Genomic DNA, 24164 nt, shown 5'->3' with positions numbered 1-24164 from the left:
GCACGCATCGCCATCCGGGGCCGTTCCGGCGGAATCCGCACCCCGGAACAACCCATTCCACGGAAGGCTTTTGGCATATGCCTCTGGCAGAACAACTCCCCGAACGGCCTCGCTGAGCTGCGGCGACGCCCTGCCCGAGGAGGACCGTCCGGCCGGAGGCGGTACCGGGCCTTAAGGCTGCCTCAAGACCCGAACAATCCGCTCTGACGGATGAACTCCCCGCGCGGGACCGTCCGACCCGACTACCGGGCCACCCGTTCCGACTACCGGTCAGCGGAATACGGCCTTGCCCGGACCCTCCTCGACGAAGCTGCGCATGCCCCGCTCGCGGTCCTCGGTGGCGAACAGACCGGAGAACCAGTTCCGCTCGATGGTGAGCCCGGTGTCGAGGTCCGTCTCCAGCCCGGCGTCCACCGACTCCTTGGCCGCGCGCAGCGCCAGCGCGGGCCCCTTGGCCAGCTTGGCGGCCCAGGCGTGCGCCTGCTCGTAGACCTCGGCGGCCGGGACCACCCGGTCGACCAGCCCCAGCGTCAGGGCCTCCTCCGCCTTGACCGTGCGGCCGGTGAAGATGAGGTCCTTGGCCCGGGAGGGGCCGATCAGCCGGGCGAGCCGCTGGGTGCCGCCCGCGCCCGGGATCAGTCCGAGGAGGATCTCCGGCTGGCCGAGCCTGGCGTTGTCCGCGACGATCCGGAAGTCGGCGCAGAGCGCCAGCTCACAGCCGCCACCGAGCGCGTAGCCGGTGACGGCGGCGACGACCGGCTTGGGGATGCGGGCGACGGCGGTGAAGGCGTCCTGAAGGCCCTTGGACCTCAGGACCATCGCCGTGTGGTCCATCGCCCGCATCTCCTTGATGTCCGCGCCCGCCGCGAACACCTTCTCGCCGCCGTAGAGGATCACGGACCGCACGTCCTCGCGCCGCGCCGCCTCCTCGGCCAGCTCCCGCAGCCGGTCCTGGATCGCCACGTCCAGGGCGTTCATGGGCGGCCGGTCCAGGAGGATCGTGCCGACGCCGTCGCGTACTTCGAGGGTCACAGTCATGCAGGCAGGTTAACGGCTGCTAACGCCGGGGGGCCCGGTGCTGTCGGTCACAGCACCGGGCCCGCCGGTTCGATCGGGGAGCGGAGGGAAGTGCTACTTCTTCCACTCCTCCCAGTCCATGTTCCAGCCGTTGAGGCCGTTGTCCGGCTGGATCGTCTTGTCGTGGGAGTTCTTCACGATGACCACGTCGCCGATCAGCGACTTGTCGTAGAACCAGGCCCCCGGCGTCTGGTTGTCGTAGCCGCCGCGCACATCCCGCAGACCGACGCAGCCGTGGCTGGTGTTGCTGTTGCCGAAGATGGAGGACGCGCCCCAGTAGTTGCCGTGCAGGAAGGTGCCCGACGTGGACAGCCGCATGGCGTGCGGCACGTCCTTGATGTCGTACTCGCCGCCGAAGCCGACGGTGTCGCCGTTCATCCGGGTCACCTTGAGCTTCTCGCTGATGACCATCTGACCGTTGTACGTGGTCGTCGCCGGGGCGCCCGCGGAGATCGGGATGTCCTTGATCTGCTTGCCGTCGCGGACCACCTTCATCCGCTTCGCGCTCGCGTCGACGGTGGAAACCTGGCTGCGGCCGATGGTGAACGTCACCTTCTTGGCCTGCTTGCCGTAGACACCCGGCCGGCCCTCGACACCGTCGAGGTCGAGGTCGACGGTCACCTTGGTGCCCGCCGCCCAGTACTTCTCCGGGCGGAAGTCGAGACGGTCGTTCCCGAACCAGTGGCCCTCGATCTCGACGGCCGGTTCGGCCGTCACCCTGATCGCCCGCTCCACCGCGTCCGGGTCGGTGATGCCCCGGGTGAAGTTGATGGAGACCGGCATGCCGACCCCGACGGTGGAGCCGTCCTCCGGCGTGTACTGCCCGATGAACGTGTTCGCCGGGACGAGTGTGGTGAAGGTGGTGTCCTTCGCCGACTCACGTCCCTCCGCGTCCTTCGCCACCGCGTGCACCGCGTACTTCGTGGAGGCGGCGAGGTGCCGCTCGGGCGTCCAGCTCGCGCCGTCGGCCGCGATCTCACCCTCGACCTCGTCGCCCTTGGGGTCGGAGACCTTCACCGTGGCCAGCTTGCCCCGCACGGCACCGATCTTCAGCGCACCGCTGGTCGCCACGGACTCCGCGCCGTCCTTGGGCGCGATGGTCACCACCGCCTGCGAGGCGGTCGTGTCCTCCTTCTTCGCGCTGCCCGCGGGCCCCTTCCTGTCCCCCGCGCCGGCGTCGCCGCCACCGCACGCCGTCACCAGCAACAGCAGTGCTCCCAGAACCAGGGCCAGAAGCCCCGGCCCGCCGCGCCGCTTCCCGCCAGCACCGGCCGATGCCCCCGATATCGGCTGCCCGTTCACTGTGGTCGTCTCCCCTCGCACGGCCCGGCTCCCGCCGTGGCCCGCACCCCCGCGCGCCGAACATGCGCGCCGCCGCTAGATAATCACATCGGGAGCGGGGTGAACTCCCTCCGGAATGTCACCGTTCCGTCCCAAGTGATCCGGGGAGCTGTGCAGGTGGCGCGGGGTGCTGGGGCGGAGCGGCGGGGGTGCGGGGCGAGACGCGTCCGGGCCCGGGGGTCAGCGCAGGGCGGAGCCGGCCTTCCACTTCTTCCAGCCGAGGTTCCAGCCGCTGAGCCCGTTGTCCGGTGCGACCTTCTTGTCCTTGGAGTTGACCACCTCGACCACGTCGCCGATCAGGGTCCGGTCGAAGAACCAGCCACCGGGCGTGGAGCCGCTGCCGCCCTTGGCGTCGCGCAGCCCGACGCAGCCGTGGCTGACGTTCTCCGCGCCGAAGACGGAATCGTCGGCCCAGTAGTTGCCGTGCAGGAAGGTGCCGGACTCGGTGAGCCGGATCGCGTGCGGAACGTCCTTGATGTCGTACTCGCCCTTGCCCTTCTTGTCCGTGAAGCCGACCGTGGCCCCGTTCATCCGGGTCACCTCGTGCATCTCGGTGACCACCATCCTCCCGTTGTACGTGGTCGTCTTCGGGGCTCCCGCGGTGATCGGGACCGTCTCCACGAGCTCTCCGTCCCGGCGCACCTCCATGGTCTTCTCCTCCGCGTCGACCCGGGAGACCTGAGAGCGGCCGACCGTGAAGACGACGGTCTTGTCCTGGCCGCCGTAGACCCCCGGGGCGCCCTCGACGTCGCGCAGCTTGATGTCGACGGTGACCTCGGTGCCGGGCTTCCAGTACGCCTGGGGACGGAAGTCGAGCCGGTCCTTGCCGAACCAGTGGCCGGAGACCTCCACCACCGGATCGGACGTCACCCGGATGGCCTTCTCCACCGCGGCCCGGTCGGCGATCGGGCGGTTGAAGGAGAAGGAGACGATCATGCCGGTGCCCACGGTGGACCGGGTCTCCGGTTTGAAGTACCCGATGAAACGGTGCTCGGGGACGAGCGTGGTGAACGTGGCGTGCCGGGCGGAGCGGCGGCCCTCCCCGTCCACGGCCACCGCGTCGATGCTGTACTTCGCGGCGAGGGCGAGCCGCCCCGCGGCGGGCCCCGGCTTCCAGGACCTCCCGTCATCGCTGACGCGCCCGGCCACCGTCTGCTGCCGCGCGTCCTCGATCCGCATGACCTTCACGCTCTCCAGCCGCCCGTCGGGGACCTTCACCGCGATGCGGGTCTCCTCCTCGACGTCCTTCGCCCCGTCCTCGGGGAAGACGCTGATCGCGTCATCGGAGAATCGCGCCTTGCCGTTGAACACGGCCTCCCGGACGTCGGTGCAGCCGGTCAGAAGGGCCAGCACGGTCAGCAGTCCTGCCCATGTCAGCACGGCGGCCGAGCCGGCCCGTGCGCTCTTCGCTGTGTGGTTCACGCTCCCCCAACGACCAGGGCCGGTCGGGGGAAACGTGAGTGCGGGCCGTCCGGTGGGCAGAACAGAGGGGAGGACCAGTACCTGGCGTCGCCCGGTGGACAGCAGTTCGACGCCAGGCCCCGGAGGGCCGCGGCCGGGACGCCGCGTGCCCCTCCTCCGGTGCCCGTCCCACGAGCCGCGGGAGGCGACACGGTGTCCAGCGCAGCCGAGCAGGAGGCAGTACAGGATCCGGACGCGGTGGCCGGCGCCCGGGCGGAGGCCGCGGAGGCGCACCGCGCGGAGGGATCCCGGGCGGGGGCACCGTCCCCCGCCGTCCGGCCCGGGTCCCCGATGCCGCTGGGGGCCCGCTTCCGGGTCGGCCCGGACGGGGTGGCGGGCACCAACTTCGCCCTGTGGGCGGGCGGGGCCGAGGCGGTCGAGCTGTGCCTGTTCGACGAGCGGGGCACGGAGACCCGCTGCCCGTTGACCGAGCTGACCCACGAGATCTGGCACGGCTTCGTCCCCGGAGTACGGCCCGGTCAGCGTTACGGCTACCGGGTGCACGGCCGCTGGGACCCGTGGACGGGGGCCCGCTGGAACGCGGCGAAGCTGCTGCTGGACCCGTACGCCCGCGCGGTCGACGGGACCTTCACCCTGCCGCCCGAGGTCTACGGGCACGTACGGGACTGGCCGGACCAGCAGGTGGCCGACACCGTGCGGGACGACCGGGACTCGGCGCCCTTCGTGCCCAAGGGCGTCGTCGTCCGCGACGACGACGACTGGGTGGAGGACCGCCGCCCCAAGACCCCGTGGGCGGACTCCGTGATCTACGAGCTGCACGTGCGCGGCTTCACCAAGCTGCACCCAGACGTCCCGCCCGAGCTGCGCGGCACGTACGCGGGTCTCGCGCACCCGGCCGCGATTGAGCACCTGACCCGGCTCGGGGTGAGCGCCGTCGAACTGCTCCCGGTGCACCAGTTCGCCCACGAGGACCACCTGCTGCGGCGCGGGCTGCGCAACCACTGGGGCTACAACTCCATCGGCTACTTCGCCCCGCACGCCGGCTACTCCGCCTCCGGGACGGCGGGCGGGCAGGTCGGCGAGTTCAAGCGGATGGTGCACGCGCTGCACCGGGCCGGGATCGAGGTGATCCTCGACGTCGTCTACAACCACACCGCGGAGGCCGGCGAGCTGGGCCCGACGCTGTCGCTGCGCGGCATCGACAACCGGGGCTACTACCGCCTGCGGGAGGACCCGCGCCGCTACGCCGACTACACGGGCTGCGGCAACACCCCGCACGTGGTGCAGCCCCAGGTGCTGCGGCTCATCACCGACTCGCTGCGCTACTGGGTCACCGAGATGGGCGTCGACGGCTTCCGCTTCGACCTGGCGGCGGCGCTGGCCCGCTCGACGCACGACGTCGACATGCTCTCCCCGTTCCTCGCGGTGATCGCCCAGGACCCGGTGCTGCGCCGGGTCAAGCTCATCGCCGAGCCGTGGGACATCGGCATCGGCGGCTATCAGGTGGGTGCCTTCCCTCCCCTGTGGACCGAGTGGAACGACCGCTACCGGAACGCGGTGCGCGACTTCTGGCGGGGCGCGCTCCCCGACGTACGGGATCTCGGCTACCGGCTGACCGGCTCCAGCGACCTGTACGCCTGGGGCGGCCGACGCCCGTACGCCTCGGTCAACTTCGTCACCGCGCACGACGGCTTCACCCTGCGCGACCTGGTGAGCTACGAGCAGAAGCACAACGAGGCCAACGGGGAGGGCAACCGGGACGGGACGAGCGACAACCGGGCGTGGAACTGCGGGGCGGAGGGTGAGAGCGACGACCCGGGGATCAACGCGCTGCGCCGCCGTCAGCTCCGCAACCTGCTGACCACCCTGCTGCTCTCCACCGGGGTGCCGATGCTGGTGGCGGGCGATGAGATGGGCCGGACACAGGGCGGCAACAACAACGCCTACTGCCAGGACAACGAGACCGGCTGGCTGGACTGGTCGCTCCTCGGGGAGCCCGCGTGGCGGGAGCTGACCGAGCTGACGGCCCGGGTGCTGACGCTGCGCCGGACCCATCCGGTGCTGCGGCGCCGCGCGTTCTTCTCCGGCCGGGCGCAGGCCCCGGACGGGCTGCGGGATCTGGCGTGGTTCGCCCGGGACGGCCGGGAGATGACGGAGGGCCACTGGTACGCCCCCGCCGCCACGCTCGGCCTCTATCTCTCCGGGCGGGACATCCCGGGGCGGGACGCGCGGGGCGAGCCGGTCACCGACGACAGCTTCCTGGCGGTGCTGCACGCGGGCGCGGAGCCGACGGCCTTCGTCCTGCCGGGAGCGCCGTGGGCGAACGCGTACGAACTGGTCCTGGACACCTCGAGGGAGGAGCAGGCCGAAGCTCCCGGCACGGTCCTGGACGGCGGTACGGAGATGACGGTGCCGGCCCGCTCGGTGCTGCTGCTGCGGGTGACGGCCTGAGAGGAGGGAGTGAGGGAGGGAGTGAGGGAGTAGGGACCCGGATCAGCCGAGGATGCCCCGGCCGTAGCCGACGGCGACGGCCGCGGCCCGGTCCTTGGCGCCCAGCTTGGCGAAGATGTGGGTGAGGTGGGTCTTCACGGTCGCCTCGCTGATGAACAGCTCGGCGGCGATCTCCCGGTTGGTGGTGCCCCGTGCCACCAGGGTCAGCACCTCGCGCTCGCGGGCCGACAGGGAGGTCTCGGCGGGCCCGGCGGCGGGGGCGCGGACCCGGGTCATCAGCCGGGAGGCGACAGCGGGCGACAGGACGCTTCGCCCGTCGGCGGCGGCCCGGACGGCCGCGAACAGTTCCTCGCGCGGGGCGTCCTTGAGGAGGTAGCCGGTCGCGCCCGCCTCGATCGCGGGCAGGGTGTCGGAGTCGGTGTCGTACGTGGTCAGCACCAGGACCTGGGAGCGCGCACCGCGCCGGGTCAGCTCCGCGATGGCCGCCACTCCCCCGCCGCCGGCCATCCGCAGGTCCATCAGGACGACGTCGGGGTCGAGGCGCTCGACGACCGTGAGGGCGTCCACGCCGTTCGCCGCCTCGCCGAGGACCTCGAATCCGGGGGCGGCGGCGAACATGCCCCGCAGTCCGTCCCGGACGACCGGGTGGTCGTCGACGACGACGAGGCTGATGGCACGGGCGGCGGTCTCGGTCATGACGGCACCGTACGGGAGCTCACGGCTGCCTGACCAGCGGCCGCCTCGGCGCTGTTCACGGGCGTCCGACCAGGGGGACTCCCGCCGATACCGCCGTGCCGCCGCCCGGTTCTGGCTCCTGATCGGCCGCTCCCGCGACGCGCTCCGCGGGGCCGGCCGTGTCCATCGGGGTTTCCGCCGGGGCGGGTAATTGGCAGGACCGATGTCAGTGGTGAAACGTAAAGTCGCCGCTGATGCCCAAAAAGCCTGCAGAGCGCACGGACCGGTCCGCCGTGCGCTCCCTCCTGCGCCTGTGGCCCTATGTCCGACCCGTGCGGGCGCGCCTGTTCACGGCCGCCTCCGTGGCGATCCTGGCGTCCTGCCTGGGGCTGGTGATCCCCCTGGTCCTGAAGTGGATGGTGGACGGCCCCGTCGCCGACCGCGATCCGGGCGGGGTGTGGCTGGGGGCGCTGTACCTGCTGCTGCTGGGCATCGCGGAGGCGCTGCTGTTCGGGCTCCGGCGGTGGCTGGTGGCGCGTCCGCTGGCCGGGGTCGAGGCGTCGATGCGGGCGGATCTCTACCGCCATCTGCAACGGCTGCCGGTCGCGTTCCACGACCGCTGGGCTTCGGGCCAGCTGCTGTCGCGCGGGACGACGGACCTGACGCTGCTGCGGATGTTCCTGGCGTTCCCACTGACCTTCCTGGTCGTCAACGCGACCACGATCCTGGTCGGGTTCGTCCTCCTGTTCGCCCAGGACTGGACGCTCGGTCTGGTGCTGCTGGTGCCCGCGGTGCCGCTGATGATCCTGTGCTCCCTGTTCGAGACGAAGTACTCGGTGGTCGCGCGCCGGGCCCAGGACCAGGTCGGCGACCTCACCACGGTCCTCGAGGAGAGCGTGCTGGGCATCCGCATCGTCAAGGGCTTCGGCCGGCACCGCAGCCAGGCGCGGGCGTTCCGGGCGTTGTCGCACCGGTTGCGCACCACGGAGCTGGGCAAGGCCCGGCTGCTCGCCGGGATCTGGGCGCTGATCACCGCCATCCCGGAGCTGGCGATCGGCGCGGCGCTGGTGCTCGGCACCATCGAGGTGGCGGAGGGGACGCTGTCCGCGGGCACGCTGGTGGCGTTCCTGTCCACGGCGCTCGCCCTGCGCTGGCCGGTGGAGTCGATCGGCTTCCTGCTGGCGATCAGTCAGGAGTCGGCGACCGCGACCGACCGGTATTTCGAGGTGATGGACGTGGCGGAGGAACCCGGGGCCGCACCGGCCCGGGAGGGCGCGTCGGCCACCGCCCCCGGCATGGTGTTCGAGGGCGTCGAGTTCCGCTACCCGGACGCGGATCCGGGCTCGCCGCCGGTCCTCGCCGGGATCGATCTGCACATCCGGCCCGGTGAGACGCTGGCCCTGGTCGGGGGTACGGGGTCGGGCAAGACGACGCTCACCGCTCTGGTGCCCCGGCTGCACGAGGTGACCGGCGGGCGGATCACCCTGGACGGCGAGGACATCGCCACGATGGAGCGTTCGCGGCTGCGGGAGCTGGTCTCGGTGGCGTTCGAGGAACCGACGCTGTTCTCCGCGACGGTCGGCGAGAACGTGACGATGGGCGCGGCGGACGCGGACGGGAAGCGGGTGCGCCGGGCGCTGTCGGTGGCCCAGGCGGACTTCGTGCACGAGCTGCCGCTGGGGTTGGACACCGAGGTCGGCGAGCAGGGCCTGAGCCTGTCCGGCGGCCAGCGTCAGCGCCTCGCGCTGGCCCGCGCCGTGGTCGGGGAGCCGCGCTTCCTGGTGCTGGACGACCCGCTCTCCGCGCTGGATGTCCACACGGAGACGCTGGTGGAGGCCGCGCTGCGGCAGGTCCTGGAGCGGACGACCGCGGTGGTCGTGGCGCACCGCCCCTCCACCGTGATGCTGGCCGACCGGGTGGCGCTGCTGTCCGGGGGCCGGATCGCCGCGGTCGGCACACATCAGGAGCTGCTGCGCGACAACCCGGAGTACGCCTGGCTGATGTCGGGCGCGGGCAGCGCGCCCGCCGCACCGTGCCCCGCCGCACCGGTGGACGAGCCGGCCGCACCGGTGGACGAGCCGGCCGCACCGCGCCCCGCCACTTCGGTGAGCGCCCCCGTCCAGCAGGTCCCCGCCGAGGAGGGCAGTGCCCGATGACCACGACCACCGACGACGCCTCGCTCCCGGCCGCCGACGACGACGGCCCGCCGAAGAGCCGGGTCGCACCCGCGCCCGGGCGCGCCGACGACCCGTTCGACCGGGACGACCTGCCCGCGCCCCCCGGGGCGACCAGGGCGCTGCTGTTCTCGCTGCTGGCCCCGATGCGCGGCCGGGTCGCGGTGTCGGCGCTGCTCCTGCTGGTCCAGCAGATCGCGATGCAGGCGGGCCCGTTGCTGGTGGCGTACGCCATCGACAGCGGGGTTCCGGCGTTCCGGGACCACGACTACGGGCCGCTGATGGCGGTCGCGGTCGGCTACGCGGTGTGTTCCGTCGCCGCCGGCGTCCTCCAGTACGGCTTCATCCGGGCCGCCGCGCGGATCAACCAGGACGTGCTGCTCGATCTGCGCGGCCGGATCTTCCGGCACGCGCAGGCGCTCAGCGTCGACTTCCACGAGCGTTACACCTCGGGCCGGCTGATCTCGCGCTCCACGACGGATGTGGAGTCGTTGCGGGAGCTGCTGAGCGAGGGGCTCCAGGAACTGATCGGCGTGGTCCTGTCGTTCGTGTCGATCGCGTTGGTGCTGCTCTGGCTGGACCCGGGGATCGGTGCGATCGCCACGTTCTCCTTCGTACCGCTGTATCTGATGGTCCGCATGTACCGGCGGCGGGCGTCCGTCGCGTTCGCGGCGCGGTCGACGGCGATCGCGGCGGTGATCGTGAAGTTCGCGGAGACGATGAACGGCATCCGTCCGGTCCAGGCGTTCCGCCGCGAGCGGAGCAACGACACCGTCTTCACCGCGCTGAACACCCGCCACGAGCGGGCGAACGGCGACGCGATACTGGAGATGGCCCGCTATGTCATCGGTTCGCGGCTGATCGCGAACACGGCGGTGGCCGGGATGGTGCTGTGGGGCGGCTACCGGGTGGCGGACGGAACGCTGGCGCTCGGGGTGCTGGCGGCGGCGGTGCTGTATCTGCGCCGGCTGTACGACCCGATCGACCGGCTGGGCATGTTCCTCAACTCCTACGAGTCGGCGGCCGCTTCGCTGACGAAGATCGCCGGCCTGCTGGCCCAGACGCCGAACGTCCCGGAGACCGCCCGGCCGAAGGAGCTGCCTCCGCGCCCGGGCGGGCTCCCCGGCCGGGAGGTCACGTTCGACGGGGTGCGGTTCGCCTACCGTACGGGTGGCGAGGTGCTGCCCACCTTCGACCTGCGCATCCCGGCGGGCCGGACGGTGGCGGTCGTCGGGTCGACGGGCGCGGGCAAGTCGACTCTGGCCAAGCTGCTGGCCCGCTTCTACGACCCGACCGAGGGCCGGGTCCTGCTGGACGGCACCGACCTGCGCGACCTGGACACCGCCGAGCTGCGCCGGGGCGTGGTGATGGTGACGCAGGAGGCGTTCCTCTTCTCCGGGACGGTCGCGGAGAACATCGCGATCGGCCGCCCGGACGCCACCCGCGAGGAGATCGAGCAGGCCGCGAAGGCGATCGGCGCGCACGACTTCATCGCGGCCCTGCCGGACGGCTACGACACGGACGTGCGCAAACGGGGTGGGCGCATCTCGGCGGGGCAGCGGCAGTTGGTGGCGTTCGCCCGGGCCCTGCTGGCGGACCCGGCGGTGCTGATCCTGGACGAGGCGACCAGCTCGCTGGATGTCCCCGGGGAGCGGGCCGTGCAGCGGGCCATGGACACGGTGCTGCACGGCCGTACGGCGGTGGTGATCGCCCACCGGCTCTCCACGGTGGAGATCGCGGACCGGGTGCTGGTGATGGAGCACGGCCGGATCGTGGAGGACGGCGCACCCGCCGAACTGATCGGCGGGACGGGCCGGTTCGCGGGACTGCACCGGGCGTGGAAGGACAGTCTGGCCTGAGCGGGGGCGAGGGGGCGAGAAGCGGCGGGCGAGGAGCGGCGGGCGGCCGGATTCCCCGCCCTCACCCCGGCGACAGCCGCAGCGCCGCGTCCCGCAGCCGGATGCGTTCCGTGCTCATGAAGCGGTGCAGGGTCCGCGAGCCGAAGGCCGTCCGCTGGGCGCTGCGGCGGCGTTCGCGGTCATAGGCGCGCAGAGCCCCCGCGATGCCGGCGGGGCCCGGGGGCGCGGCGGCCAGCGCACGGCTCAGGGCGTCCGCGTCCAGGATCGCGGTACAGGCGCCCTGGCCGAGGTTGGGTGTCATGGCGTGGGCCGCGTCGCCGACCAGGGCGACGGGGGCGGGAGGGGAGGCGGGCCGGGCGCCGGTGGAGACGAAGGAGGGCAGCGCGGGGTGGAGGTGCCGCATCTCGTAGCGGATCCAGGTGGCCGGGTCGGTGGCGTCCAGGATCCGCGGGATCGGGTCGTGCCAGCCGGCGAAGGAGGCGCGCAGTTCCTCGGCGGTGGTGGCCTCGGGCACGGTGGCGTACCAGTTGGTCCGGCCCGGTTCGACCGGGGTCATTCCGAAGAAGCGGCCGCTGCCCCAGGTCTCGCCGTGCAGCGGGCTCTCGAAGCCGGCGATGCCGATCCAGGCGACGGTGCCGATCCGGCGCGGTCCGGCGCGGTCGCCGAAGCGGGCGGTGCGTACGGCGCTGCGGATACCGTCGGCGCCGACCACCAGGTCCTGCCCGGCGGCGATGGCGTCCACGTCGGTGACCCGCTCGCCGAGCCGGAGCGGTACGTCCCCGAAGGCATCCAGGCCCCTGAGCAGGGCGTCGAGCAAGTACGTCCGGGAGATGAGGAGTTCTGGGCGGCCCGCCTTGCGCTCGATGCGCTCCAGCGGGAGCCGCGCGATCGAGGTCCCGTCCGGGGTGCGGATGTGCGCGTCGCGGTAGGGGACCGCGTGCTCGCGCAGCGCGTCGCCCACACCGAGGCGGTCGAGCGCGGACTGCGCCGTGGGGTGGATGCCGAAGGCCGCGCCGTACCGCTCCAGCCCGGTGCGGCGCTCCAGCACCGTGACCGTCCACCCCGCGCGGCGGAGTCCGATCGCGGTCGCCAGACCGCCGATGCCCGCGCCGACCACGATCGCCGTTCCTGCCATGTCGCGCTCCCGATCTCGGTTCGGACCGTACAGAGAACCACCACAACCGTGGTACCACGGCTGGGGTAGCATCGGCAACGGCAGGGACGGGAGAAGCCGCCGTACGGGAGCGAGGGAGCGCGCGTGAACGCGGACCGGCGGGACCGACTGCGGGACGCGGCCGTCGAGGTGCTGGCCCGGGACGGCGGGCGCGGGCTGACCCACCGGGCCGTGGACCGGGCCGCCGAGGTGCCGCCGGGCACCACCAAGAACTACTTCCCGACCCGCGACGCCGTGCTCCGCGCGGTGGCGGAGCGCTGCCTGGAGCGGTACCTCGCACTCGCCGGGGGGCTTCTCGCCGGTCCGGGGCCTACGGACCGCGAGAGTCTGGCGGCCCTCTTCCGCTCGCTCCTGGAGAACGTCGCGGGGCCGGGCCGCTCCCGGCTGCTGGCGGTGCTGGAGCTCCAGGCCGAGGCGGCCCGGCGCCCCTGGCTGTCCGGCATCCTCGACCCGATGGCGAGCGGGGACTTCGCGGGCTTCGAGCTGGCCCAGCGCGCCGCCGGGCTGCCCGTCACCCCGCAGCGGGCCGCCGTCGTCACCCTCGCGCTGCACGCGGCGATCCCGCATCTGCTGACGAACGGGCCCGGCACGCTCGCGGCGGCGGGGCTGGACGACGTGGACCGCTTCGTGCGCGACCTGCTGGACGCGGTGTACCCGCCCGGGAAGACCGCCTGAGCACCACGGCCCACCCCGCGCCGGCATCCTGACGGACCGGCGCATTCCGGCATGCGAATCTGGCCAGAACGCGACGCTGTCTCATCAGGCGGTCACCCCACCCCTCCCCGCCCGCGCCGCCACGGCACCCGCCGCGCACGAAACCTGTGACCACCCTGTGAACGCCGGGCCTCGCAACGCCCGGTAACACTGCGGCAATGATCGACGAAACGTCCGCTCAACGAACATGACCTTTCCGGCAACGAACGAAAATCGGCCAACTTGTTGACGCGGTCCTGACAGGTGCGGTCATCTGCTGACACTCTTCACCCCGTTCTGCGCACCGCCTGCACCGTCCGGACGGCCCGTCCAGCGCCGCCGGTACCCCCCTCGCAGAAGGAGTCCGCGTGAGATCCACGCCCAGCCGTCGCGCCACCGCGACCGGCGCGCTGATAGCCGCAGCAGCCCTGATAGCCGTCGCCGTTCCGTCCGGCGCCGCGACCGCCACCTCCGCCCCCGCCTCGGCCCCGCTCGGCGGCATCACCGCCGGCACGAAGGCCGACCCGGGCGCCCTGCCCGCCAAGCTCTCCCCCGCCCAGCGCGCCGAGCTGCTCAGCGAGGCGAACGCCACCAAGGCGGCCACCGCCAGGGAACTCGGCCTCGGTTCCACGGAGAAGCTCGTGGTCCGCGATGTCGTCCAGGACCGCGACGGCACGACGCACACCCGCTACGAGCGCACCCTGGGCGGGCTTCCCGTCCTCGGCGGGGACCTCGTGGTCAAGGCGTCCGCGGCCGGGGCGACCGAGGGCGTCAGCAAGGCGTCGAAGGCGACCGGCGCGCAGCTGAAGGCCCTCGGCCTCACCGCCGACGTGGCCCCGGCCGCCGCCGAGAAGCAGGCGCTCGGCGCGGCGAAGGCCGAGGGCTCGAAGGCGAAGAAGGCGAGCGAGGCCCCGCGCAAGGTGGTGTGGCTGGGCAGCGGCTCCCCGCAGCTCGCGTACGAGACCGTGGTCGGCGGGCTCCAGCACGACGGCACCCCGAACGAGCTGCACGTGGTCACGGACGCCGCCTCCGGCGAGAAGCTCTACGCGTGGCAGGCCGTCCACAACGGCACCGGCAACACGCAGTACAACGGCCAGGTCACCCTGGGCACCGCGCCCTCGTACACCCTGACCGACACCACGCGCGGCAACCACAAGACGTACAACCTGAACCGGGGCAGCTCCGGCACCGGCACGCTGTTCTCCGGCCCGGACGACGTCTGGGGCGACGGCACTCCGCAGAACGCCGAGACGGCCGGCGCGGACGCCCACTACGGCGCGGCCGAGACGTGGGACTACTACAAGAACGTGCACGGCCGCTCCGGTATCCGCGGTGACGGCGTCGGCGCGTACTCCCGCGTCCACTACGGCAACAACTACGTCAACGCGTTCTGGCAGGACAGCTGCTTCTGCATGACGTACGGCGACGGCAGCGGCAACGTCAAGCCGCTGACCTCCCTGGACGTGGCCGCCCACGAGATGACGCACGGTCTGACCTCGGTCACGGCGGGGCTGGTCTACAGCGGCGAGTCCGGCGGCCTCAACGAGGCCACCTCCGACATCTTCGCCGCGGGTGTGGAGTTCTACTCCAACACCGCCCAGGACCCGGGCGACTACCTGGTCGGCGAGAAGATCGACATCAACGGCAACGGCACCCCGCTGCGCTACATGGACAAGCCCTCCAAGGACGGCGCGTCCAAGGACGCCTGGTACTCGGGCATCGGCAACATCGACGTCCACTACTCCTCGGGCCCGGCGAACCACTGGTTCTACCTGCTGTCCGAGGGCAGCGGCGCCAAGACCGTCAACGGCGTCACCTACGACTCGCCGACCTCCGACGGGCTCCCGGTGACCGGCATCGGCCGGGACAAGGCGCTGCAGATCTGGTTCAAGGCGCTCACCACCAAGTTCACCTCGACGACCAACTACGCCGCTGCCCGCACCGGCACGCTCGCGGTCGCCGGTGAGCTGTACGGGGCCACCAGCCCCGAGTACGCGGCCGTGGCCCACGCCTGGGCCGGCATCAACGTGGGCGCCCGCCCCGGCGGCGGCAACCCCGACCCGGGCGGCAAGGTGTTCGAGAACACCACCGCGGTGACCATCCCGGACGCCGGTGCGGCCGTCACCAGCTCGGTCACCGTCTCCGGTGTGACCGGCAACGCGCCGAGCACCCTCAAGGCGGACGTGAACATCACGCACACCTGGCGCGGTGACCTGGTCGTCGACCTGGTGGCCCCGGACGGCACGGCCTACCGGCTGAAGAACTCCTCCTCCGGCGACTCCGCGGACAACGTGGTGGAGACCTACACGGTCAACGCCTCGTCCGAGGTGGCAGACGGCGTCTGGAAGCTGAGGGTCCAGGACGTCGCACGGTCGGACACCGGACGGATCAACAGCGTCAAGCTCACCTTCTGACCCCACGGGATCACACCCGAACGGCCCGGAGGGAATTCCCCTTCCGGGCCGTTCGCCGTGGCGCGCTCAGCGCAGCAGCACGCCCGCGCCCTCTCCCGCCGCCTCGGCCGGCAGCGCGACCAGGCCCAGTTCGGCGCCGGTGGCCAGCAGCGGATGGGCGGGCAGGACGCGCACGGTGTAGCCGTACGGTCCCGTCCGGTCCAGCGCGAGCGGCCCCTCGTACAGCCAGCGGTCCTCCAGGTCCTGGCCGCCGGCCGGCTTCAGCGGGAAGATCTGGGCGTCCGCGATGGCGTCGCCCGCATCGACCCGGCCCGCGACCACCTGGACCTCCACGTCGTCCGGGTCCAGGCCGCCGAGCGCGATCCGCGCCCGCAGCGCCAGGGTGGCGCCGAGCTCCGCCGAGCCGCCCCCAGCGGTCTCGGTCACCGACTCCACATGGTCGACGGAGACCCCGCGCCAGGCGGCCCGGACCTTGGCCTTCCACTGGGCGAGATCCCGTGCGGCCCCGGCGTCCAGGGCCCGCAGGGAGTGCGCGGCGGGGGCGTACAGACGCTCCACGTACTCGCGCACCATCCGCCCCGCGAGCACGCGCGGTCCCAGGTTCACCAGGGTGGAGCGGACCATCTCGATCCACCGGACGGGCAGGCCCCCGGCCCCCCGGTCGTAGAAGCGCGGGGCGACCCGGTCCTCGATCAGGGCGTACAGGGCGTTCGCCTCCAGCTCGTCGCGGCGGTCCTCGTCGCCCGCCGAGCCGTCGGCGGTGGGGATCTCCCAGCCGAAGTCCGGGTCGAACCACTCGTCCCACCAGCCGTCGCGGACGGACAGGTTGAGGCAGCCGTTCAGCGCCGCCTTCATCCCGCTCGTGCCGCACGCCTCCAGCGGGCGCAGCGGGTTGTTGAGCCAGACGTCGCAGCCCGGGTAGAGCTTCTGGGCCATGCCCATCCCGTAGTCCGGGAGGAAGACGATGCGGTGGCGGACCCCCGCCTCGTCCGCGAACCGCACCAGCTCCTGCACCAGCCGCTTGCCGCCGTCGTCGGCGGGGTGCGCCTTGCCCGCGACGACGATCTGGATCGGGCGGTCCGGGTGCAGCAGCAGCGCCCGCAGCCGGTCGCGGTCGCGCAGCATCAGCGTGAGCCGCTTGTACGAGGGGACGCGCCGGGCGAAGCCGATCGTCAGGACGTCCGGGTCGAGGACGCCGTCGATCCAGCCCAGCTCGGCGGTGCCCGCGCCGCGTCGACGCCAGGAGGCGTACAGCCTGCGGCGGACCTCGGTGACCAACTGGCCGCGCAGCTCCCGGCGCAGCTCCCAGAGCTCCTGGTCACCGATGCCGGTCACCGCGTCCCAGCGGCGCGGGGTGCCGCTCCGCGAGGAGGCCCCGTCCTCCACCGGGCCACCCGCCAGCACCTGGTGGGCACGGCCCTCGCCGATCCGGCCCGCGCCGAGCCGGAACACCTCGGGGGCGACCCAGGTCGGTGCGTGGACCCCGTTGGTGACGGAGGTGATCGGCACCTCGGCGGGGTCGAAGCCCGGCCAGAGCCCGGAGAACATCTCCCGGCTGACGGCCCCGTGCAGGGTGGAGACGCCGTTGGCGCGCTGGGCGAGCCGGAGGCCCATCACCGCCATGTTGAACAGCTCCGGCTCACCGCCGGGGTAGGTCTCGGTGCCGAGCCGCAGGATCTTCTCGACACCGACGCCGGGCAGTTCGCCGTCGTCACCGAAGTGGCGGGCGACGAGTCCCCGGTCGAAACGGTCCATGCCGGCGGGCACCGGGGTGTGGGTGGTGAAGACGGTCCCGGCCCGGACCACTTCCAGGGCGGCCTCGAAGTCGAGCCCGGTGGGGATCAGTTCACGGATGCGCTCCAGACCGAGGAAGCCGGCGTGGCCCTCGTTGGTGTGGAACACCTCCGGCTCCGGAGTGCCGGTCAGCCGGCACCAGGTGCGCACCGCGCGCACCCCGCCGATGCCGAGCAGCATCTCCTGGAGCAGCCGGTGGTCGCTGCCCCCGCCGTACAGCCGGTCGGTGACGTCGCGTTCGCCCGGGGCGTTCTCCTCGACGTCGGAGTCGAGCAGGAGCAGCGGCACCCGGCCGACCCGGGCCAGCCAGACACAGGCGTGCAGCGAGCGTCCGCCGGGCAGGGCGAGCACCACCCGGGCGGGGGTGCCGTCGGCCTCGCGGACCAGGTCGAGCGGGAGTTCGTTGGGGTCGAGGACGGGATAGTGCTCCTGCTGCCAGCCCTCGCGCGAGAGCGTCTGACGGAAGTAGCCGTGCCGGTAGAGCAGGCCGACTCCGATGAGCGGGACGCCGAGGTCGCTGGCGGCCTTGAGGTGGTCGCCGGCCAGGATGCCGAGGCCGCCGCTGTACTGGGGCAGCGCCGCGGTGACGCCGAACTCGGGTGAGAAGTAGGCGACGGCGGAGGGCAGTTCCGCTCCGGCGGCCCGCTGCTCCTGGTACCAGCGGGGGCCGTTCAGATACTCGGCCAGGTCGGCGGAGGCCTCGGCGAGGCGGCCGAGGTACTCCTCGTCCCCGGCCAGTTCGGTGAGCCGCCCGGCGGACAGCGAGCCGAGCAGGCGTACGGGGTCGGCTTCCGCGGTCCGCCGGCCCTCGGGGTCGGCGGACCGGAAGAGCTCACGGGTCTCGGTATGCCACGACCAGCGCAGGTTGTGCGCGAGGTCGTGGAGAGGTCGCAGGGGTTCGGGGAGGACAGGACGCACGGTGAATCGACGAATGGCCTTCACGTACTCCACCTTTACAGGGGACTCGCGCATCCGGGCGGACGCACCACGGTGTGCGTCCTTTCCGTCACCCCTGAAGGTAGCGGCCGTCAGTGGCGGCCCGCCATTGGCGCGCGGACGGCGCGCGAGGTCCCGGCGCGGCCGGTACACGCCTCCCCACAGGGGCACCTCGCGCCCCGCCGGTGATCTCCCGTCACTCCGCTCACCTGGGAGTTCGGCCGATTCCGTCCCGTACGCGGCCTTGTGGACCTCCCTGCCGCAGGGAAGGCTGCCGGGTGGCGCCACAGGGCGGGTATCCGGAACCCGTGGGGCGCTTCGGGCTTCCCTCGCCCGCCGGGGGCGTACGCGCCGCGTGCGGCGGGGCCCGGGCGGTCGGCTACGACCGAGTGGTCGCCGCAGCGCCGGATCTCCCACCCGCGGACGCGGGAAGGGCTTCCCCGGTAGACGGCACGACCCGGCCCGCACACGCTCTCCATGCATCCCGAAACGTGCGCGAAACCCCCGCGACCCACCCATTCGAGTGCCATTCGAGTGAACGCGGACAGGAGCGGCCATGCCCACAGCCCGTCAGCGGACAGCTGAGCGGCTACAAAGGACAGATCCCCGTCTTCGCGGCACGCGCGGTCGGCCTTCCGCGCCCGTGCCGTCCCCCGTGCACGCCGAGCTCCTCCAGCCCTCAGGTGATTCCATGATCGGTCGTATTCCCGTCCTGGACGTCCGTCCTCTCGTCGACTGCGGCAGACGGGCGGCGAAGGCCGTCACCGGTGAGACCTTCCAGGTCAGCGCCACCGTCTTCCGCGAAGGACATGACGCGGTGGCCGCCAATGTCGTGCTGCGCGATCCGAGTGGACGGGTCGGGCCGTGGACCCCGATGCGCGAGCTGGCCCCGGGGACGGACCGGTGGGGAGCCGACGTCACTCCGGCCTCCGAGGGCCGCTGGACGTACACGGTGGAGGCCTGGAGCGATCCGGTCACCACATGGCGGCACCACGCCGCGATCAAGATCCCGGCGGGCATCGACACGGACCTGGTGCTGGCGGAGGGCGCGGCGCTGCTGGAGCGGGCCGCGGCGGGCGTCCCGAAGAAGCACGGCCGGGAGGCGGTGCTGGCCGCGGTGGACGCGCTGCGCGACACGGCCCACCCGCCGGCCGCCCGGCCGGCCGCGGCGCTGACCCCGGCCGTCGACGCGGTCCTCGCCCGGTATCCGCTGCGCGAACTGGTCACCCGCTCCAAGCCGCTGGCGGTGCGGGTGGAGCGCGAGCGGGCGCTGTTCGGTTCGTGGTACGAGCTGTTCCCACGCTCGGAGGGGGCGCGGCGGGAGCCGGTGGCTCCCGCCGGCGACTCGCCCGCCACCTCGCCGGACGCGGTGACCCGGCTGGTCAGCGGCACCTTCCGGACGGCCGCCGAGCGGCTGCCGGCGGTCGCCGCCATGGGGTTCGACGTCGTGTACCTGCCCCCGATCCACCCGATCGGGACGACGCACCGCAAGGGCCCGGACAACAGCCTGACGCCCGGGGAGCACGACCCGGGCGTGCCGTGGGCGATCGGTTCGCCGGACGGCGGGCACGACGCGGTCCACCCCGAGCTGGGCACGCTGGAGGACTTCGACCACTTCGTCTCGGTGGCCCGCAATCTGCGGATGGAGATCGCGCTGGATTTCGCGCTCCAGTGCTCGCCCGACCACCCGTGGGTCAAGGAGCACCCGGACTGGTTCCACCACCGCCCCGACGGTTCGATCGCGTACGCCGAGAACCCGCCGAAGAAGTACCAGGACATCTATCCGATCGCCTTCGACAAGGACATGCGCGGTCTGGTGGCGGAGACGGTACGCATCCTGCGCTTCTGGATGGGCCACGGGGTGCGGATCTTCCGGGTCGACAACCCGCACACCAAGCCGGTGGTCTTCTGGGAGAAGGTCATCGAGGAGGTCAACGGCGCCGACCCCGACGTCATCTTCCTGGCGGAGGCGTTCACCCGCCCGGCGATGATGCACACCCTGGGCGTGATCGGCTTCCAGCAGTCGTACACGTACTTCACCTGGCGCACCACCAAGCGGGAGCTGACCGAGTACGTCACGGAGCTGTCCGGCGAGGCCGCCTTCTCCATGCGGCCCAACTTCTTCGTGAACACCCCCGACATCCTTCCCGGCCATCTCCAGGAGGGCGGCCGCCCGGCCTTCGAGGCACGGGCGGTCCTGGCCGCGACGCTCTCCCCGTCCTGGGGCGTGTACGCGGGATTCGAGCTGTGCGAGAACACTCCGGCCAAGCCGGGGAGCGAGGAGTACCTGCACTCGGAGAAGTACGAACTGCGCCCGAGGGACTGGGAGTCGGCCGAACGCGAGGGGCGCACGCTGACCCCCTTGATCACCTCGCTGAACCGGATCCGCCGGCGTAACCCCGCTCTGCGGCAGCTGCGCGACGTCCACTTCCACCACACCGACAACGAAGCGCTGATCGCCTACAGCAAGCGCTCCGGAGCGAACACCGTTCTGGTGGTCGTGAACCTCGACCCGCACCACACCCAGGAGGCCACGGTCTCGTTGGACATGGAGCGGCTCGGCCTCTCATGGCACGAGCGCGTACCGGTGCGCGACGAGCTCACCGGCGATACCTACCACTGGGGCAGGACCTTCTACGTGTGCCTGGAACCGGGCATCACGCCCGCGCACGTCGCCGTCCTGCGACCGTCCCCGCCGACCGGAGGGTCACCCACACCATGATCGTCAATGAGCCTGTCCACGACACGTTCGAGGACACTCCCGCCAAGGACCGCGATCCCGACTGGTTCAAGCGCGCCGTCTTCTACGAGGTGCTCGTCCGGTCCTTCCAGGACTCCAACGGAGACGGAATCGGCGACCTCAAGGGCATCACCGCCAAGCTGGACTATCTCCAGTGGCTCGGCGTCGACTGTCTCTGGCTGCCGCCGTTCTTCAAGTCGCCGCTGCGCGACGGGGGCTACGACGTCTCCGACTACACCGCCGTCCTGCCGGAGTTCGGCGATCTCGCCGACTTCGTCGAGTTCGTGGACGCCTCGCACCAGCGGGGCATGCGCGTCATCATCGACTTCGTCATGAACCACACGAGCGATCAGCACGAGTGGTTCCAGCAGTCCCGCACCGACCCGGACGGGCCGTACGGCGACTACTACGTCTGGGCGGACGACGACAAGCAGTTCCAGGACGCCCGGATCATCTTCGTCGACACCGAGACGTCCAACTGGACCTTCGACCCGGTGCGCCAGCAGTACTACTGGCACCGTTTCTTCTCGCACCAGCCGGACCTCAACTACGAGAACCCGGCGGTGCAGGAGGAGATCCTCGCGGCCCTGCGCTTCTGGCTGGACCTGGGCATCGACGGCTTCCGGGTCGACGCGGTGCCCTACCTCTACCAGCGCGAGGGCACCAACTGCGAGAACCTCCCCGAGACCCATCACTTCCTCAAGCGGGTCCGCAAGGAGATCGACGCCAACTACCCGGACACCGTGCTCCTGGCCGAGGCCAACCAGTGGCCGGAGGACGTCGTCGACTACTTCGGCGACTACGAGCAGGGCGGGGACGAGTGCCACATGGCGTTCCACTTCCCCGTGATGCCGCGGATCTTCATGGCGGTGCGCCGCGAGAGCCGCTACCCGGTCTCCGAGATCCTGGCCAAGACCCCGGCGATCCCGAAGAACTGCCAGTGGGGCATCTTCCTGCGCAACCACGACGAGCTCACCCTCGAAATGGTCACGGACGAAGAGCGCGACTACATGTACGCGGAGTACGCCAAGGACCCGCGGATGCGCGCCAACATCGGCATCCGCCGGCGCCTGGCCCCGCTGCTGGACAACGACCGCAACCAGATCGAGCTGTTCACCGCCCTGCTGCTGTCGCTGCCCGGCTCCCCGATCCTCTACTACGGGGACGAGATCGGGATGGGCGACAACATCTGGCTGGGCGACCGGGACGCGGTGCGCACCCCGATGCAGTGGACGCCCGACCGCAACGCCGGTTTCTCCTCCAGCGATCCGGGGCGGCTCTACCTCCCCACGATCATGGACCCGGTCTACGGGTACCAGGTCACCAACGTCGAGGCGTCGATGGCCTCGCCGTCCTCGCTGCTGCACTGGACCCGCCGGATGATCGAGATCCGGAAGCAGAATCCGGCCTTCGGTCTCGGCGAGTACACCGAACTCCCCTCCTCCAACCCGGCGGTGCTGGCGTTCACCCGCGAGTACAAGGACGATCTCGTCCTGTGCGTGCACAACTTCTCGCGGTTCGCGCAGCCGACGGAGCTGGACCTGCGGTCGTTCGACGGACGTCATCCGGTGGAACTGATCGGCGGGGTACGCTTCCCGGCCATCGGCCAGTGGCCCTACCTGCTGACCCTTGCGGGACACGGCTTCTACTGGTTCCGGCTGCGCAAGGACGCACCGCCGGCCTGAGCTCCGCCCGCCCCGTGCGGGACGGTTTCCACCATCCCGCACGGGGCGCCCCGACCCCGATGAAAGGCCTTGGGCCTTCACGGTTCCGGCGCTTTCGGTCTTCACCGTTCCGCCGTTCGAGTCCGTAAGGACCCTCCTCTCCCGACACGTCCCGCACAGCCGGACAGCCATTGCCGCAATCCGGGACACTCTTCGCATCCTGTGGTGTGCCCGGGGAAAGGACGCGATGCCATGTCGGAGACTGCATCCACTCACGTCGCCCTGGCGAAGAGCACGAGGAACAACGCAACGGCCGGAGTCACGACGGACGGGGGTCTGCTCCCGTCGCTCGCCCCGCTGCTCCACGCCTGGCTGCCCCGGCAGCGGTGGTTCGCCGGCAAGGGCCGGCCGGTCACCGGCTTCTCCCTGGTCTCGGCCACCGAGATGCTGCCGCTGAACGGCACGGCGGGCCCGGGGCTGCTGCATCTGCTGCTGCGGGTCGAGCAGCCCTCCCACCAGGCCGGCCCGGCCGAGGACTGCTACCAACTGCTCCTCGGTGCGAGAACGTCACCGCCGCCGCTCCTCGTGGGCGCCCTGATCGGCCGGGTGGAGTGGGGCCCGCTCGCCGGACGGACCGTCTACGACGCGCTGTACGACCCGCGGCTGGCCGATCTGCTGCTGGAACGCTTCCGCCGCCCCGGGAGCCTCGGCCCGCTGCGCTTCGAGCGGACCGCCGCGATCCCGGCCGGTCTCACGCCCCGGGTACTGGACGCCGAACAGTCCAACTCCTCGCTCGTCTACGGAGACGCGTTCATCCTGAAGATCTTCCGGCGCGTCTTCCCGGGCACCAACCCGGACCTGGAACTGCCGCTCGCCCTCAGCGGCGCGGGGTGCGAGCGGGTACCGGCCCCGGTGGCCTGGTTCGAGGCGCCAGGACCCGAACCGCTCACCCTCGGCGTCCTCCAGCCCTTCCTGCGCGACGCGCGCGACGGCTGGCAGCTCGCGCTGGCCTCGCTCGCCGCGGGCGGCGACTTCCTGCCGGAGGCGCGGGCGCTGGGCCGGGCCACCGCCGAGGTGCACACCGCGCTCGCCGCCGCGCTGCCGACCCCGGCACTGCGCGGCACCCAGACCCGGCAGCTCGTCTCCCGGATGACCCAGCGGCTGGAGGCCGCCGCCCAGGCGGTCCCGGCGCTCGTACCGCACGTCCCCGGACTGCTCGCCGCGTTCGAGGCGGTGACGGACCTCGGGGTCCGGGGCAGCGGCTGCGCCCAGCAGCGGGTGCATGGCGATCTCCACCTCGGGCAGACGCTGCGCTCCGCCGACGGCTTCTGGTCGCTGATCGACTTCGAGGGCGAACCGGCCCGCCCGCTGCGCGAGCGCCGCCTGCCCGCGCCCCCGGTCCGCGATGTCGCGGGCATGCTGCGGTCCTTCGACTACGCGGCCCGCTCGCACCGCCCGTGGAACCCGGAGTGGGCGGCCCGCTGCCGTGCCGCCTACTGCGAGGGCTACGCGCAGGCGTCGGGCGGCGACCCGCGCGGCGAACCGGAGCTGCTGCGCGCCCATGAGACCGACAAGGCCGTGTACGAGGTGCTGTACGAGGCCCGGCACCGCCCCGAATGGCTGCCGGTTCCGATGGCGGCCATCCAGCGGCTGGCCCGGTCCGCCGCGGCCTGAACCGGCCCCTTCCCGCCCCCGCCACCCCTCTCTCCCGCCCCCCTCCAGCACCGCTTCTCCCCTTGACCGCTCCTCC

14 protein-coding genes are annotated in these 24164 nt (G+C 72.0%); 8 read left to right on the top strand and 6 right to left on the bottom strand.

Going from position 1 to position 24164, the window contains the following annotated elements:
• Nucleotides 1–270: 270 nt before the first annotated feature.
• The 3 genes from ACZ60Q_RS14200 to ACZ60Q_RS14190 all read right to left on the bottom strand — a co-directional run bounded on the left by ACZ60Q_RS14200 (nucleotide 271) and on the right by ACZ60Q_RS14190 (nucleotide 3840).
• Nucleotides 271–1038 carry an enoyl-CoA hydratase/isomerase family protein gene (locus ACZ60Q_RS14200; RefSeq protein ID WP_469633122.1) on the bottom strand — a complete coding sequence of 256 codons (768 nt, stop codon included), beginning with the start codon at nucleotides 1036–1038 and terminating at the stop codon, nucleotides 271–273.
• 93 nt (nucleotides 1039–1131) lie between these two features.
• Nucleotides 1132–2379, bottom strand: a complete 1248-nt coding sequence (locus ACZ60Q_RS14195) for a L,D-transpeptidase (protein ID WP_469633119.1) — start codon at nucleotides 2377–2379, stop codon at nucleotides 1132–1134.
• Between the two features lie 219 nt (nucleotides 2380–2598).
• Nucleotides 2599–3840, bottom strand: a complete 1242-nt coding sequence (locus tag ACZ60Q_RS14190; protein ID WP_469633116.1) for a L,D-transpeptidase — start codon at nucleotides 3838–3840, stop codon at nucleotides 2599–2601.
• Nucleotides 3841–4032: 192 nt separating this feature from the next.
• Here ACZ60Q_RS14190 and glgX point away from each other — a divergent pair, with 192 nt between their 5' ends.
• A complete protein-coding gene (glgX, locus tag ACZ60Q_RS14185) occupies nucleotides 4033–6291 on the top strand; it encodes a glycogen debranching protein GlgX (protein ID WP_469633113.1) in 2259 nt (752 codons plus the stop codon).
• A gap of 42 nt (nucleotides 6292–6333) precedes the next feature.
• Here the strand turns inward: glgX and ACZ60Q_RS14180 are convergent, their stop codons facing one another.
• Nucleotides 6334–6987, bottom strand: a complete 654-nt coding sequence (locus ACZ60Q_RS14180) for a response regulator (protein WP_469633110.1) — start codon at nucleotides 6985–6987, stop codon at nucleotides 6334–6336.
• A 233-nt stretch (nucleotides 6988–7220) separates the two neighbouring features.
• Here ACZ60Q_RS14180 and ACZ60Q_RS14175 point away from each other — a divergent pair, with 233 nt between their 5' ends.
• On the top strand, nucleotides 7221–9122 hold the full coding sequence (locus ACZ60Q_RS14175) for an ABC transporter ATP-binding protein (RefSeq protein WP_469633108.1): 1902 nt from the start codon (nucleotides 7221–7223) through the stop codon (nucleotides 9120–9122).
• Entirely contained in the window at nucleotides 9119–10999 is a 1881-nt protein-coding gene (locus ACZ60Q_RS14170) for an ABC transporter ATP-binding protein (protein ID WP_469633105.1), read from the top strand. The genes ACZ60Q_RS14175 and ACZ60Q_RS14170 overlap by 4 nt, the downstream gene beginning before the upstream one ends.
• Before the next feature lie 61 nt (nucleotides 11000–11060).
• Here the strand turns inward: ACZ60Q_RS14170 and ACZ60Q_RS14165 are convergent, their stop codons facing one another.
• Complete coding sequence (locus ACZ60Q_RS14165; protein ID WP_469633102.1) at nucleotides 11061–12134, bottom strand: FAD-dependent oxidoreductase; 1074 nt, start codon at nucleotides 12132–12134, stop codon at nucleotides 11061–11063.
• 123 nt (nucleotides 12135–12257) lie between these two features.
• Here ACZ60Q_RS14165 and ACZ60Q_RS14160 point away from each other — a divergent pair, with 123 nt between their 5' ends.
• Both ACZ60Q_RS14160 and ACZ60Q_RS14155 read left to right on the top strand, forming a co-directional pair.
• Nucleotides 12258–12848: a TetR/AcrR family transcriptional regulator gene (locus ACZ60Q_RS14160; RefSeq protein ID WP_469633099.1), complete on the top strand. Its 591-nt coding sequence runs from the start codon at nucleotides 12258–12260 to the stop codon at nucleotides 12846–12848.
• A gap of 386 nt (nucleotides 12849–13234) precedes the next feature.
• Complete coding sequence (locus ACZ60Q_RS14155; RefSeq protein WP_469633096.1) at nucleotides 13235–15280, top strand: M4 family metallopeptidase; 2046 nt, start codon at nucleotides 13235–13237, stop codon at nucleotides 15278–15280.
• A gap of 66 nt (nucleotides 15281–15346) precedes the next feature.
• Here the strand turns inward: ACZ60Q_RS14155 and glgP are convergent, their stop codons facing one another.
• The gene (glgP, locus tag ACZ60Q_RS14150; protein ID WP_469633094.1) at nucleotides 15347–18016 is read right to left on the bottom strand and encodes an alpha-glucan family phosphorylase; all 2670 of its coding nucleotides are present in this window, start codon (nucleotides 18014–18016) and stop codon (nucleotides 15347–15349) included.
• Nucleotides 18017–18701: 685 nt separating this feature from the next.
• Between glgP and ACZ60Q_RS14145 the strand changes: the two genes are divergently transcribed.
• The 3 genes from ACZ60Q_RS14145 (at nucleotide 18702) to ACZ60Q_RS14135 (ending at nucleotide 24088) form a co-directional block, all read left to right on the top strand.
• Entirely contained in the window at nucleotides 18702–20732 is a 2031-nt protein-coding gene (locus ACZ60Q_RS14145; RefSeq protein WP_469633091.1) for an alpha-1,4-glucan--maltose-1-phosphate maltosyltransferase, read from the top strand.
• Complete coding sequence (gene treS, locus ACZ60Q_RS14140; protein ID WP_469633089.1) at nucleotides 20729–22435, top strand: maltose alpha-D-glucosyltransferase; 1707 nt, start codon at nucleotides 20729–20731, stop codon at nucleotides 22433–22435. Before ACZ60Q_RS14145 ends, treS begins: the two co-directional genes overlap by 4 nt.
• A 231-nt stretch (nucleotides 22436–22666) precedes the next feature.
• Complete coding sequence (locus ACZ60Q_RS14135) at nucleotides 22667–24088, top strand: maltokinase N-terminal cap-like domain-containing protein (RefSeq protein ID WP_469633086.1); 1422 nt, start codon at nucleotides 22667–22669, stop codon at nucleotides 24086–24088.
• Nucleotides 24089–24164: the final 76 nt, after the last annotated feature.

The sequence above is a fragment of the Streptomyces sp. NPDC104313 genome (genome assembly GCF_055583985.1).
The sequence above is the reverse complement of the archived record's forward strand: the minus strand, read 5'-3'. Positions and strand labels throughout refer to the sequence as shown.

Bases quoted from the DNA above. Each gene is read 5' to 3' on its own strand.
- ACZ60Q_RS14200 (WP_469633122.1), bottom strand. From the start codon at position 1,038: ATGACTGTGACCCTCGAAGTACGCGACGGCGTCGGCACGATCCTCCTG.
- ACZ60Q_RS14165 (WP_469633102.1), bottom strand. From the start codon at position 12,134: ATGGCAGGAACGGCGATCGTGGTCGGCGCGGGCATCGGCGGTCTGGCG.
- ACZ60Q_RS14170 (WP_469633105.1), top strand. From the start codon at position 9,119: ATGACCACGACCACCGACGACGCCTCGCTCCCGGCCGCCGACGACGAC.
- treS (WP_469633089.1), top strand. From the start codon at position 20,729: ATGATCGTCAATGAGCCTGTCCACGACACGTTCGAGGACACTCCCGCC.
- ACZ60Q_RS14145 (WP_469633091.1), top strand. From the start codon at position 18,702: ATGATCGGTCGTATTCCCGTCCTGGACGTCCGTCCTCTCGTCGACTGC.
- ACZ60Q_RS14175 (WP_469633108.1), top strand. From the start codon at position 7,221: ATGCCCAAAAAGCCTGCAGAGCGCACGGACCGGTCCGCCGTGCGCTCC.
- ACZ60Q_RS14180 (WP_469633110.1), bottom strand. From the start codon at position 6,987: ATGACCGAGACCGCCGCCCGTGCCATCAGCCTCGTCGTCGTCGACGAC.
- ACZ60Q_RS14135 (WP_469633086.1), top strand. From the start codon at position 22,667: ATGTCGGAGACTGCATCCACTCACGTCGCCCTGGCGAAGAGCACGAGG.